Source organism: Kitasatospora phosalacinea (genome assembly GCF_000717185.1).
Classification (GTDB): domain Bacteria; phylum Actinomycetota; class Actinomycetes; order Streptomycetales; family Streptomycetaceae; genus Kitasatospora; species Kitasatospora phosalacinea_A.
Genome location: NZ_JNYE01000002.1, coordinates 113803 through 127182 on the forward strand (window position 1 = coordinate 113803; position 13380 = coordinate 127182).

At 74.5% G+C, this 13380-nt stretch carries 11 protein-coding genes; 3 read left to right on the forward strand and 8 right to left on the reverse strand.

The window, feature by feature from the left end; genetic code table 11:
* Window positions 1-6: 6 nt before the first annotated feature.
* From OO57_RS01580 to OO57_RS01615, 8 genes are all read right to left on the reverse strand, one after another.
* Window positions 7-990: a LuxR C-terminal-related transcriptional regulator gene (locus OO57_RS01580; RefSeq protein ID WP_033250371.1), complete on the reverse strand. Its 984-nt coding sequence runs from the start codon at window positions 988-990 to the stop codon at window positions 7-9.
* A complete protein-coding gene (locus OO57_RS01585; RefSeq protein WP_033250372.1) occupies window positions 987-1997 on the reverse strand; it encodes a LuxR C-terminal-related transcriptional regulator in 1011 nt (336 codons plus the stop codon). The genes OO57_RS01580 and OO57_RS01585 overlap by 4 nt, the downstream gene beginning before the upstream one ends.
* Entirely contained in the window at window positions 1994-2947 is a 954-nt protein-coding gene (locus OO57_RS01590; protein WP_033250373.1) for a LuxR C-terminal-related transcriptional regulator, read from the reverse strand. Before OO57_RS01590 ends, OO57_RS01585 begins: the two co-directional genes overlap by 4 nt.
* Entirely contained in the window at window positions 2944-3900 is a 957-nt protein-coding gene (locus OO57_RS01595) for a LuxR C-terminal-related transcriptional regulator (RefSeq protein WP_033250374.1), read from the reverse strand. The genes OO57_RS01590 and OO57_RS01595 overlap by 4 nt, the downstream gene beginning before the upstream one ends.
* A complete protein-coding gene (locus tag OO57_RS01600) occupies window positions 3893-4897 on the reverse strand; it encodes a LuxR C-terminal-related transcriptional regulator (RefSeq protein WP_033250375.1) in 1005 nt (334 codons plus the stop codon). Before OO57_RS01600 ends, OO57_RS01595 begins: the two co-directional genes overlap by 8 nt.
* Window positions 4890-5948, reverse strand: coding sequence for a helix-turn-helix transcriptional regulator (locus tag OO57_RS46635; protein WP_033250376.1), 1059 nt, complete (start codon window positions 5946-5948; stop codon window positions 4890-4892). Before OO57_RS46635 ends, OO57_RS01600 begins: the two co-directional genes overlap by 8 nt.
* Window positions 5941-7116, reverse strand: coding sequence for a hypothetical protein (locus OO57_RS01610; protein WP_033250377.1), 1176 nt, complete (start codon window positions 7114-7116; stop codon window positions 5941-5943). Before OO57_RS01610 ends, OO57_RS46635 begins: the two co-directional genes overlap by 8 nt.
* Window positions 7117-7771: 655 nt before the next feature.
* Window positions 7772-8872, reverse strand: a complete 1101-nt coding sequence (locus OO57_RS01615) for a C4-dicarboxylate ABC transporter (protein WP_033250378.1) — start codon at window positions 8870-8872, stop codon at window positions 7772-7774.
* 70 nt (window positions 8873-8942) lie between these two features.
* Between OO57_RS01615 and OO57_RS01620 the strand changes: the two genes are divergently transcribed.
* The 3 genes from OO57_RS01620 (at window position 8943) to OO57_RS01630 (ending at window position 13302) form a co-directional block, all read left to right on the forward strand.
* A complete protein-coding gene (locus OO57_RS01620; protein WP_033250379.1) occupies window positions 8943-9866 on the forward strand; it encodes a LysR family transcriptional regulator in 924 nt (307 codons plus the stop codon).
* A gap of 101 nt (window positions 9867-9967) precedes the next feature.
* Window positions 9968-12571 carry an ATP-dependent chaperone ClpB gene (gene clpB, locus OO57_RS01625; protein WP_033250380.1) on the forward strand — a complete coding sequence of 868 codons (2604 nt, stop codon included), beginning with the start codon at window positions 9968-9970 and terminating at the stop codon, window positions 12569-12571.
* Window positions 12572-12738: 167 nt separating this feature from the next.
* Window positions 12739-13302 (forward strand): YbjN domain-containing protein, encoded by a 564-nt coding sequence (locus OO57_RS01630; protein ID WP_033250381.1) that lies wholly within the window; start codon window positions 12739-12741, stop codon window positions 13300-13302.
* Window positions 13303-13380 lie beyond the last annotated feature (78 nt).

Here is a 13380-nt window from a genome sequence, read left to right on the forward strand (position 1 = left end):
GCCCGGTCAGTCGTCGGCGTCCTGCGCCCCGGCTCCGCGCATCTGCCAGCCCAGTTGGAACAGGGTCTCCGCGTCGTGGAGTTCGCGCAGGCGGGAGATGTGCGCGGCGACGGTGCGTTCGCCGAGGCCCAGCCGGGAGGCGATGGTCTTCTGGGTCAGGCCCTGGGCGAGCAGTCGTCCCACCTGCTCGTGGACCGGCACCACGCTCTCGCCCTCGTGCTCGGCGGAGCGCCACTGGATCCGCTCGGCCCGCTCCCAGTCCCGCTCGAAGGCGGCGACCAGGAACGAGACCACGGCCGGGTCCTCGATGAAGGCGGCACTCGAGTTGTCGGCCGAGGCCGGGACGACGGCGACCCGGCGGTCGAAGATCAACATCCTGCTGAACGGTTCGCTCAAGGTGCGGAACCGGCCTCCCCAGCCGGTGACCCTCTCCGCCCAGCGGACCGTCGTCCCGTCCAGCAGCGCGGTCGGCTCGTAGACGGTGCGGATGGTTCCGCCCCGCTCCAGGAAGCGGCGGGTGCGCTCCAGCGCCTGCTCCAGCAGGTCGGCCGGACCGGCGCCGCCCGGGTGCAGGGACAGCTCCTCCTCGTACGCCTCGCTCGCCAACTGCAGGACGCGGTGCCGGATCTGCTCGGTCCGGTCGACATGCTGCACCACGCTGGAGCGGTCGGCCCGGCGGGGGGTCGCGTCGTAGGCGTGGGTGAGGTCCTCCAGCAGCGTCGGCATCTCCTCGGCGCGCAGCAGCATCCGGGTGCCCTCGGCGCGCAGCTCGGCGCTGATCCGGTCGCTGACCGCGCGCGGGTTGACCGCCGTCAGCGCCTGGTCGGCCGCGTCGTGCACCAGCAGCCCGAGCTCCATCAGCCGCAGCACCCCGGTCGGGTCCTGCTCGACGGCCTCGCGGAACGACACCCGGCCGCCCTGGTCCAGGACCTGCTGGTACAGCCGCCGCTCCGACTCGCTCGGCAGGGCCGCTCCGTTCGGCTCGCTCACAGGTCCCACTCCTTCTCGGCCGCCCGTCCCGGGTCCTGCCCCGGCGGCACGGCGGGTCGTCCGGACACCCCGCGCAGCTGCCAGCCGAGCTGGAACAGGGTCTCCGCATCGTAGAACTCCCGCAGCCGGGCGAGGTGACCGGACACCGTCCGCTCCGAGAGCCCCAGGCGGGAGGCGATCGCCCGCTGGGTCAGGCCGACCGCGAGCAGTTCGACCAGCTCCGGCGGGACGCCGCTCTCCCGCGGGCACCCGGCCAGCGCCTGCCAGTCGACCCGCTCGGCCCGCGCCCAGTCGCGCTCGAACAGGCCCACCAGGACGGCCAGCACCGCCGGGTCCTCCACCAGCACGGCCTGCCGGTCGTCCGGCGCGGCCGAGACCACCGCCACCCGGCGGTCGAAGATCACCATCCGGCGGAACGGCTCGTCCAGGACCCGGAACCGCTCCCCCGCGGCGGTCAGCTCGGCCGCGTAGCCGACGGTCGGCGGGTCGTCGAAGGCACCCGGCTGGTAGATCGACCGCAGCTCGATGCCGCCCGCCAGGAAACCCAGCGAACGGGCCCGGGTCTGCTGCATGTCCGCGACCGGGCGGGCGCCGCCGGGTTGGGCCGCCAAGGTCTCCTCGCGCATCTCCGACTCGATCCGGGCGATGTGGTGCGCGATCTGCTGCCCCGCCACCAGTTGCAGCGGCCGACCCGTCCGGCCGCGGCGCCGCGCGGCGTCGTACGCCTGGGTCAGGTCGCCCAGCTCGGCGGCCACCCGCTCGGCCTGCGCCAGCTTCCCCGACGCCGCGCTGCGCAGCCCGGCGCTCACCCGCTCGGCGAACGCCCCCGGGTGGGCGGCCGTCAGCATCTGCCCGTAGTCGTGGTGCAGCAGCAGCCCCAGCTCGATCAACCCGAGGGCCGCGTCCGCGTCCTGCTCCATCGCCTCGCGCAGCAGCACCATGCCGCCCTGCGCGACCACCTCGCGGTACAGGGCGCGCTCGGCTTCGTTCGGCAACCGGGCGGTCATCGTGCGCCTCCGTGCATCAGCCAGCCGAGCTGGAAGAGGGTGTCGGCGCCGTGGTGCTCGCGCAGCCGCGCGAGGTGGGCGGCCACGGTGCGCTCGGAGAGGGCGAGGCGGGAGGCGATCGCCTTCTGGGTCAGCCCCGCGGCGAGCAGGTCGGTCAGCTCCGGGGGGACGCCGCTCTCGCGGGGGCGGCCCGCCAAGGCGTGCCAGTCGACGATCGTGGCCCGGGCCCAGTCGCGTTCGAAGAGGGCGACCAGGGTCGCGACCACGGTCGGGTCCTCGACGAAGGCGGCGCTGTTGTCGTCGGGGGCGGCGCTGATGATCGCCACCCGGCGGTCGAAGATCAGCATCTTCCGGAACGGCTCGTCCAGGACCCGGAGGCGTTCGCCCGCGGCGGCGACCGTCGCGGCGTAGTCGGTGGTGGGCGGGTCGGCCAGGGCGCCCGGCTGGTAGATGGTGCGCAGTTCGATGCCCCGGGACAGGAACCCCAGCGAGCGCTCCAGCGCCTGGCCCATCGCCCCGACCGGGCGGGCGCCGCCGGGTTGGGCCGCCAAGGTCTCCTCGCGCATCTCCGACTCGATCTGCAGGATCCGGTGCCGGATCTCCTGGCGGTCGGTCACCCGCTCCACGGCGCGCTCGCTGTCGGGGCGGCGCGGCGCGGCGTCGTACGCCTGGATCAAGTCCCAGAAGCGGGCCCCGGTCTGCTGGGAGCCGACCAGCTTCCGGACCGCCTCGTCGCGCAGCTCGGCGCTCAGTCGGTCGCTGACGGACCTCGGGTTGACGGCCGTCAGCGACCGGTCCGAGTCGTAGTGCACCAGCAGGCCCAGGTGGATCAGGTGCAGGGTGGCGTCCGGGGCCTGCTGCACCGCCTCGTCGAACGCCACCGAGCCGCCCCGGGCGAGGACTTCGCGGTAGAGCTGCCGGTCGTCCTCGTCGAGGAGGGTCGCGGTCACCGGGCGCCCTCCCGCATCAGCCAGCCCAGTTGGAACAACGTCACCGCGTCGTAGCGCTCGCGCAGCCGGGCGAGGTGTTCGGCGACGGTGCGTTCGGACAGGCCCAGGCGGGTGGCGATCGCCTTCTGGGTGAGGCCGGCGACGAGCAGGCGGCTGACCTGTTCGACGACCGGGGAGACGCTGCTGCCCGCGAGGTCGTGCCAGGGGACGCGTTCGGCGCGTTCCCAGTCACGGAGGAAGAGCCCTACCAGGTGGTCGACCACGGCCGGGTCCTCGATGAACGCGGCGGTGCGGTTGTCGGCGGACGCGGAGATGATCGCCACCCGGCGGTCGAAGATCAGCATCCGGGTGAAGTCCTCGTCCAGGGAGCGCAGCCGCATGCCCCAACCGGTGGCCCGCACCGCGTAGTCGATCACCGCCGGGTCGGACTTGCTGACGGGCTGGTAGAAGATGTCCATCCGGGCGCCGCCGGCCAGCGCCTTCTCGGTACGGGCGCTCTTCTCCAGGTACACCACGGGGCGACGACCGGGCTGGGCGGCCAGCACCTCCTCGCGGAAGTCCGCCTCGATCTGCAGCAGGCGGTGCCGGATCCGGTCCACGTCCAGCACGTGGGTGATCTGCTGCCCGTGGCCCTCGCGCCGGGCGGCGCTGTCGTACGCGTCGGTGAGGACGTCGAGTTCGGCGGGGACGTGCTCGGCCGCCTCGAACAGCCGGGTGCCGGCCTGGCGCAGTTCCCGGCTCAGCCGCACGCTGACGGTGCGCGGGTTGACCGCGGTGAGCTGCTCGCTCTCGTCGTGGTGGACCAGCAGCCCGAGCGCGAGCAGCCGGGCGGTGGCGGCGGCGTCCTGCTCGGTCGCCTCCCGGACCGACACCCGGCCGCCCGCCCGCAGCACGGACAGGTACAGCTCCTTCTCGGCCGCACCGGGCGGCTGCTCGATGACGGGCTCAGCCATGCCGGCCGCCGTCCCGCATCAGCCAGCCGAGCTGGAACAGCGTCTCGGCGTCGTAGCGCTCGCGCAGCCGCGCGATGTGCCCGGCCACGGTCCGCTCGGACAGGCCCAGGCGGGAGGCGACCGCCCGCTGGGTGAGGCCCTGGGCGAGCAACTCGCCTACTCTGCGGAGTGCTTCGGGCAGTTCGCGGCCCACCTCGTCGAACCACGGGACGCGGACGGCGCGCTCCCAGTCGCGCTGGAACAGCCGGACCAGGTGGTCGACCACCGCGCGGTCCCCGATGAACGCCGCGCCGCTGCGGTTGTCGTCGACGGTGGCGATCACCGCGATCCGCCGGTCGAAGATCATCATCCGGGCGAACGGCTCGTCCAGGACCCGCAGCCGCATGCCCCAGTCGGTGGCCGCCGCCGCGTAGGCGGCCGTGTGCGGGGCCCGTCGGGCCACCGGCTGGTACAGGATGTCGGTCACCGCGCCGCGGGCCAGCGCGGCCCGGACCCGGGGGTTCTCGACCATGAACTCGGGTGCCCGTGGCCCGGGTTGGGCGGCCAGCACCTCGTCCCAGTGGTCGGACTCGATCGCCAGCAGCCGCTGCTGGATCTGCGCCTGGCCGAACACGTGGGCGATCCGGGTGTGCTGCCGGGTGGCCTCGTAGGAGTCGGTGAGGTCGTCGAGGCCGGCGCCCGCGGTCTCGGCCCGGGCCAGCAGGTCGCCCGCGCCCGCCCGCAGCGCGGCGGCCAGCTTGGCGGTGGCGATGCGCGGGTTCACGGCCACCACCCACTCCTGGTAGGCGTACTGGCTCAGCAGGCCGAGCTCCAGCAGCCGGGTGGCGGCCGCCGCGTCCTGCTCCATCAGCTCCCGCAGCGAGACCCGGCCGGACCGCAGCACGGACAGGTACAGCTCCTTCTCGGCCGGGCCGGGCGGCACCGCGTACGAGGGGCCGGAGTCCGGCCGGGCGGCGGGGCGGGGCGGGGGTGCGGCGGGCGGCGGGGCGTCAGGCATCGTGCTTCCCCCTTCGCATCAGCCAGCCGAGTTGGAACAGGGTGTCGGCGCCGTACAGGTCGCGCAGGCGGGAGATGTGGCCCGCGACGGTGCGTTCGGACAGGCCCAGGCGGGTGGCGATGGCCTTCTGGGTGAGGCCCTGGGCGAGCAGGCGGCCGATCTGGGCGGCGGTGGCCTGGGCGGGGGCGCTGTCGAGCAGGCTGTTCCAGCAGACGCGTTCGGCCCGGTCCCAGTCGCGGTCGAAGTTGGCGACGATCATCGCCACGGTGGCGGGGTCGGAGATGATCGCGGCCCGCTTGTGGTCGTCGGTGGCGGACACCACCGCGGTGGTGCGGTCGAAGACCAGGGCGCGCCGGAAGGGCTCGTCGAGCAGCCGGACCTCGCCGCCGGCCCCGGTGACGGTGGCGGCGTAGCGGATCGCGGCGGGCTCGGTGAGCGCGGCGGGCTGGTAGAGGGTGAGGCTCCGGCAGCCGCGGCGCAGCACCGAGAGTTCCTGGCGCAGCGACAGTTCCAGCGCGGCGGGAACCGGTTGGCCCGGCTGCGCGGACAGCGCCTCCTCCCGGCAGGTGGAGCCGAGTTGGGCGATCCGCTGGCGGATGTGCTCGCGTCCGGTGACCTGGAGGTCGGCGGGGGCGGGTTCGGTGCTCCGGGGCACGCTGTCGTAGGCGGCGATCAGCGGGTCGAGCTCGGCGGTGAGGCGTTCGGCCCGGTTGAGCAGGCGGGTGGCCTCGGCGTTCATCTCGGTGCTGAGGGTGTCGGCGACGAAACGGGGGTTGACGGCCAGGTAGGAGCCGTCCATGCCGTCGCGCTCCAGCAGCCCGGTGCGCAGCAGTTCGGCGAGGGCCTGCGGCTGCCCGGCGGCGGGCAGGCCGGGTCCGCCGGTGGCGGGCAGGTCGGGTCCGCCGGTGGCGGTGGCGGCCGTGATCCGGCCGCCGGCTTCGAGCACGTCCAGGTAGAGGCGCCAGGCCCGTTCGTCGATCGGCCCGTGCACCGCGGCGGCGGCGGAGGCTGGGACGGGGACGGGGACGGTCGGGGGGGTCGGGTCAGCCACGGCCGCCGCCGCCTCTCATCAGCCAACCGAGTTGGAACAGGGTGCCGGCGCCGTACAGGTCGCGCAGCCGGGAGATGTGGCCCGCGACGGTGCGTTCGGACAGGCCCAGGCGGGTGGCGACGGCGCGCTGGGTGAGGCCCTGGGCGAGCAGGCGGCCGACCCGGTGGGTGATGCTGCGGGTGAGGGCGCGGGGGTCGAGGTGCTGCCAGTGGACCTGTTCGGCGCGGGCCCAGTCGCGTTCGAACCCGGCCACCAGGTAGGCGATGGCGGCGGGGTCCTCGACGAACGCGGCGCGGCTGTGGTCCTCGGTGGCGGGGATGACGGCGACCCGCCGGTCGATGACGATCAGGCGGAGGAACGGCTCGTCCAGGACCCGCAGTTGGGCGCCGTGCTCGCTCATCGCGGTGGCGTGCCGGACGGCGCTGTCCTCGGTGAGGGCGACGGGCTGGTAGAGGGCGCGCAGGGTGGCGCCGCGGCCGAGCATCCGCCGGTCCTGGGTGTGGGCGAGTTCGAGGACGGCGGGCGGGCGCAGGCCGGGTTGGGCGCTGAGCAGTTCGAGGCGGCAGTCGGAGACGAGGCGGGCGATCCGCAGCCGGATGTCCTCCTGGCCGTCGACGTAGACGGCCTGCCTGGTCCGGTCGGCGGGCCGGGGGACGGCGTCGTAGGCGCGGGCGAGCGGGTCGAGCGCGGCGGGCAGCCGGTCGGCGTCGAGCAGCAGGCGGGTGGCGCGGGCGCGCAGGTCGGCGCCGAGGCGGTCGGCGACGGCGCGCGGGCTGACCGCGACGTAGCAGTGGTCGATCCGGTTGAGCAGGACCAGTCCGACGGCCACCAGCTGCTCCAGCATGGCCTGTTGGCGTTCGGCGGTGAGGCCGCTGCCGGGCTGGGGCGGGGCGTCGAGCGGGATCCGGCCGCCGGCGGCGAGGACGGCCAGGTAGAGCCGGGCGGCGTCCTCCTCGGGCAGGCCGGTGTCCGGGTCGAACGGTGCGCCGTCCGGGTGGGACGGTGCGGTGCCCCGCCGGAACGGTGCGGTGCCCCGTCGCCACGGTGCGCCGTCCGGTCGGGACGGTGCGGTGTCCTGGTCCGCGGGCCCGCCGTCCGGGTGGGACGGTGCGGTGTCCTGGTGGGACGGTGCGGTGTCCGGTTCGGACTCCGGGTGGTCCGCTGCCACGTCGAGCGCTCCCTGCCGTGTTCCTCCGTTTGCGGATGATGATCCCAGCAGGGCCGTCGGGCTCGACGGCGGGAGTCACCCCCGCGACTACGGGCGCGTCCCCCGGGGCGGGTGCCGTCGGCACCCGGACCCCGGGGGACCCGCTCGTGTTACGCCAGCGTCATGGCGCTTCGGCGAGGCGGAGCAGCAACGCCTCACCGATCCGGTCACGGCAGCCACCACCACACGTGGCGTGCCGGCCGGTGCTCTTCCCCCCGTTGCGCAGATACGAACGCACCTGTCGCCCCCACGCGAAGAGCAAGTCGCCGACTCGGGCTGCGGCTGCCCCGGACGACTTGGCGTGACTACACCCTCACAGCGCGGCGTACTCCGAACAAGTGCTCTCCGGCTGCAGGTTCCCGCAAGTGCAGGAACCTGCAGCAAACTCCCCGGCGCGGTGTCCGGAATAACGCTTTTCCGGCCTTGCCCCCCTCTTCCGAACAACCATTCGGAAGCGGGGCCGGAGCGCCCGGACCGGGGGCGTCGCGGCGGCTCGGAATGTCACTGCCCCGGAACGGAATTCAGCAATCCTCCGCCGAATCCACCGATCCGGAATCGCCTCCGCCGAATGCCGCCGGTCGGCCGCCCGCGACCGCGGGCCCCGCGGCGGCGCCGGTCACAGCAGGCGGCCCGCCCGCAGGCCGGCCGCGGTGCGCGCCAGGGCCACCGCCCAGACGGCGAGCAGCAGCAGGTAGAGCGCGGCCGCGAGCGCGGTGAATCCGGCGAATCCGGTGTGGGCGGCGAGTCCGGTCGCACCGGTGACGAGCGTTCCGACCGGGAAGGTGGCGGCCCACCAGGTCATCGCGAACGGCATTTCGGCACGCAGTGCCCGCAGGTTGGCAGCCAGTGCCACCGCCAGCCACAGCAGCGCGAATCCCGTGACCGCAATGCCGTACACCTCGGCCAGTCCGCGGGCGACCGCCACCGCCCCCGGCCCGGCGCCGGGGAGGGCGAGCGGGACGGCGTCGGCGAACTTCTGCACGGCGGTGGTGGACTGGCCGAGCGGCCCGAGCACCAGGAACAGCGACGGGGTCAGCACCAGCGCGGGCAGCTTGTTGTGCAGCAGCCCGCCGAGCACCACCGGCAGCAGCGCCAGGGTGGCCAGCAGGCTGGCGCCGAGCATCGCCGCGCAGCCGTACAGCAGCGCCTGCCGGGCCGCCCCCTCGGGCAGGTGCGGGACGAGCGCGGGGCCGCACGCGGCGGCCACCATCGGCGCGACCACCGGCAGCAGCCAGGTCGGGTCGGCCGCCAGGGCGGACAGCCGGTGCCGGGTGATCATCAGGTACGGCAGCCCGGCGGCCACCACCAGTGCGTACGCCGTGCCGACCGTCCACAGCAGCGCGTCCAGCGCGAGGGCGCCCCGGGCGCCGAGCAGCGGGCCGCCGACGGTCAGCGCGCCGTACCCGACGGCCAGCAGGGCCATCGGCGGGCAGCCGTAGAAGACGGCGGCGGACGGGTCCTCCAGCAGGGTGCGCCGGGCCTGCTCGCGGTGCCGGGTCAGGTGGACGGCGCGGCCGGCCAGCAGGGCGGCCAGCATCAGCAGCGAGAGCGTCCAGACCGCTTCGGCGAAGGCCGTCCGGCCGGGCACGTCCACCGGCAGGGCGGCGGCGGCGTTGCCGGTGATCGCGGTGCCCATCACGGTGGCGTACCAGTTGGGGCCGAGCCGGGACAGGTCGGGGCTGCGCAGGGTGGCGCGCGGCGCGAGGAGGGTTGCCATGGCCCCACCCTGAGCCGCCGCGGGGGGCGCGGGTAGTGGGACGTCCGCTATGAGGACATAGCCTGGGCCTATGGCCCTCTCCCCGCACGTCCCGGAACTCGGCGCCCTGGAGCTGCTGCTCGCGGTGGCGCGGCTGGGCAGCGTCGGCCGGGCCGCCGCCGAACTGGGCGTCAGCCAGCCCGCCGCCAGCGCCCGGATCAAGGGCATGGAGCGGCAGATCGGGGTGCCGCTGCTGGAGCGCTCGCCGCGCGGCTCCCGGCCCACCGAGGCGGGGCGGCTGGTGGTCGAGTGGGCCCGGCAGGTGGTGGAGGCCGCGCAGGCCCTGGACGCCGGGATCGACGCGCTGCGCGGCCGCCGGGACGCCCGGCTGCGGGTGGTGGCCAGCCTGACCGTCGCCGAGTACCTGATGCCGGGCTGGCTGCTGGCTCTGAACGAGGCCAGCCCCGGCACCGCCGTCACCCTGCGCACCGCCAACTCGCACGACGTCGCCGCCCAGGTGCTGGCGGGCGAGGCCGACCTCGGCTTCGTCGAGGGCACCTCCACCCCGCCCGGCCTGTCCGGCGCAGTGGTGGCCGCCGACCGGCTGGTGGTGGTGGTCTCCCCCGAGCACCGCTGGGCCCGCCGCCGGGTCCCGGTCACCGGCGCCGAGCTGGCCGCCACCCCGCTGGTGCTGCGCGAGGTCGGCTCCGGGACGCGGGAGGTGCTGGAGGAGGCCCTCGCCCCGTACGGCGGCCCGGCCGCGCCGCGGCTGGAGCTGGCCTCCTCGACGGCGCTGAAGGCGGCCGCGATGACCGGCGCGGACCCGGTCTGCCTGAGCGAGCTGGCGGTGACCGAGGAACTGGCCACCCGCCGCCTGGTGGCCGTGCCGCTGGACGGGCTGGAGCTCCAGCGCCCGCTGCGCGCGGTCTGGCCGGCCGGGCAGCGCCCGGCGGGCCCGGCCCGCGAGCTGCTGGGGCTGACCCGGGCACCCGCCGGCGGCCCCCGGAAGAACTGAGTGAGAAGGCTTCGTAAAACCTGAGCGGAATAGACTCAACTTCGTGCATGCTGTAGTCAGCAGACCCGCACCAGTCCCGAGCCGAGAGGGGAATGCCCGCAGTGGACGCCAGTAAGTTCACCAGCAAGACGCAGGAGGCCCTGTCCTCCGCCATCCGGCAGGCCAGCGCCGCGGGGAACCCGGACGTCAAGCCGGTGCACATCCTGCTGGCCCTGCTCGACCAGCCGGAGGGCCTGGCCCGCCCGCTGCTGGAGGCCGTCGGGGCGGACGCCGCGCGCGTCGCCGCCGCCGCCCGGCAGCAGGCCGCCGCGCTCCCGGCCGCCCAGGGCTCCACGGTCGCCGCGCCGAACCTCGCCCGCGACACCCTCGCGGTGCTGGAGGAGGCCGGCAGGCGCGCCGCCGACCTGGACGACCAGTACGTCTCGACCGAGCACCTGCTGGTCGGCCTGGCCGCCGAGGGCGGGCCGGTCGGCGACCTGCTGGGGCAGCAGGGCGCCACCGCCAAGGCGCTGCTGGCCGCGTTCAAGGAGGTCCGGGGCAGCGCCCGGGTCACCTCGCAGGACCCGGAGGGCACCTACAAGGCCCTGGAGAAGTACGGCTCCGACCTGACCCAGGCCGCCCGGGACGGCAAGCTCGACCCGGTGATCGGCCGCGACCAGGAGATCCGCCGGGTGGTGCAGGTGCTGTCCCGGCGCACCAAGAACAACCCGGTGCTGATCGGCGAGCCCGGCGTCGGCAAGACCGCCGTGGTCGAGGGCCTGGCCCAGCGGATCGTCGCGGGCGACGTGCCGGAGTCGCTGCGCGGCAAGCGCCTGGTCGCGCTCGACCTGGCGGCGATGGTTGCGGGCGCGAAGTTCCGCGGCGAGTTCGAGGAGCGGCTGAAGGCCGTCCTGAACGACATCAAGGCCTCCGACGGCCAGGTGGTCACCTTCATCGACGAGCTGCACACCATGGTCGGCGCGGGCGCGGGCGGCGACTCCGCGATGGACGCGGGCAACATGCTCAAGCCGATGCTGGCCCGCGGCGAGCTGCGCATGGTCGGCGCCACCACGCTGGACGAGTACCGCGAGCGGATCGAGAAGGACCCGGCCCTGGAGCGCCGCTTCCAGCAGGTGATGGTCGGCGAGCCGACCGTGGAGGACACCATCGCGATCCTGCGCGGCCTCAAGGGCCGCTACGAGGCGCACCACAAGGTGGAGATCACCGACGCCGCCCTGGTCGCCGCCGCGACGCTGTCCGACCGGTACATCACCGCCCGCTTCCTGCCCGACAAGGCGATCGACCTGGTCGACGAGTCCGCCTCCCGGCTCCGGATGGAGATCGACTCCTCCCCGGTGGAGATCGACGAGCTGCAGCGCTCCGTCGACCGGCTGCGGATGGAGGAGCTGGCGCTGGAGAAGGAGTCCGACCCGGCCTCGGTCGAGCGGCTCGGCAGGCTCCGCCGCGACCTCGCGGACAAGCAGGAGCAGCTGAGCACCCTCAACGCCCGCTGGGAGCAGGAGAAGAAGTCGCTCAACCGGGTCGGCGAGCTCAAGGAGCGGCTGGACGACCTGCGCGGCGCCCTGGACCGCGCCCAGCGCGACGGCGACTTCGAGCGCGCCTCCAAGCTGCTGTACGCCGAGATCCCGGCCGCCGAGCGGGAGTTGGCCGAGGCGCAGGACCGCGCGGCGGACGAGCCGAGCACCACCATGGTCAAGGAGCAGGTCGGCCCGGACGACGTGGCCGACGTGGTCGCGTCCTGGACGGGCATCCCGGCCGGCCGCCTGCTGGAGGGCGAGAGCGCCAAGCTGCTGCGGATGGAGGAGGAGCTCGGCCGCCGCCTGATCGGCCAGCACGAGGCCGTCCGCGCCGTCTCCGACGCGGTCCGCCGCACCCGCGCCGGCATCGCCGACCCGGACCGTCCGACCGGCTCGTTCCTGTTCCTCGGCCCGACCGGCGTCGGCAAGACCGAGCTGGCCAAGGCCCTGGCGGACTTCCTCTTCGACGACGAGCGCGCCATGGTCCGGATCGACATGAGCGAGTACGGCGAGAAGCACTCGGTCTCCCGCCTGGTCGGCGCCCCGCCCGGGTACGTCGGCTACGAGGAGGGCGGCCAGCTCACCGAGGCGGTCCGCCGCCGCCCGTACAGCGTCGTCCTGCTGGACGAGGTGGAGAAGGCCCACCCCGAGGTGTTCGACGTGCTGCTCCAGGTGCTGGACGACGGCCGCCTCACCGACGGCCAGGGCCGCACGGTCGACTTCCGCAACGCGATCCTGATCCTCACCTCCAACCTCGGCTCGCAGTTCCTGGTCGACCCGACCACGCCGGACGAGCGGAAGAAGGAGCTGGTGCTGGAGACGGTCCGCCGGTCCTTCAAGCCGGAGTTCCTGAACCGGCTGGACGACCTCGTGGTGTTCGACCCGCTGGGCACCGAGGAGCTCAGCCGGATCGTCGACCTCCAGGTCGCCGCGCTCGCCCGCCGCCTGCACGAGCGCCGGCTCACCCTGGAGGTCACCCCGGCCGCCCGGGACTGGCTCTCGCTCACCGGCTACGACCCGGCGTACGGCGCCCGGCCGCTGCGCCGGCTGGTGCAGTCCGCGATCGGCGACCAGTTGGCCAGGGAGATCCTCTCCGGGCGGGTGCACGACGGCTCGACGGTGGTGGTCGACCACGAGAGCGGCTCCGACCGGCTGAGCGTCGGTCCGCGCCCCCCGCTCGCGGAGTGAGCCCCGCCGTGGTGCCCCCGCCCGCGGGCGGGGGCACCACGGCTTGCAGGGACATGCTCACGCAGCGGGGTGCACCCTGTGCCGCGGCCGCCTAATGAGGCAGGATGGACCCAGGAGAGGCGGCCCCCCATCGGCAGCCGACCGTGCACCGTGAAAGGGACATCCCCGTGAGCATCGACCCGTCGTCCATCCCGTCCTTCGGCCTGCCCCAGCCGCCGCAGGGGGGCGGCCAGCCCGGTGGCGCGCCGGCCGGGCCGCCGCCGGTGATCGTCCCGAACCAGGACCTGGTCGCCCAGCTGCTGGACCAGATGCAGCTGAAGCACGTCGTGGACGAGGAGGGCGACCTCACCGCCCCCTGGGAGAACTTCCGCGTCTACTACATGTTCCGCGGCGACCACAAGGAGCTGTTCGCGGTCCGCGCGTTCTACGACCGCTCCTTCTCGGTGGAGCAGAAGCCCGAGATCCTCGCGCTGATCGACGAGTGGAACCGCGAGACCCTGTGGCCCAAGGTCTACACCCACACCCACGACGACGGCGTGGTCCGGCTGATCGGCGAGTCCCAGATGATCGTCGGCAACGGCGTCAACCTGGAGTACTTCGTCGGCACCACCGCGAACTGGACGCAGGCCGCGGTCGGCTTCGAGCAGTGGATGGCCGAGCAGCTGGGCGAGACCAAGCCCGCGGAGGGCGACGCCGCCCCCGCCGAGGGCGGCCCGGCCGACGAGGCCTGAGCCCCTCCCCGCAGCGCGACGCCCGACGGGCCCGCCCCCCTGCCGCGTGCAGGGGGGCGGGCCCGTCCGCGTGCCCGG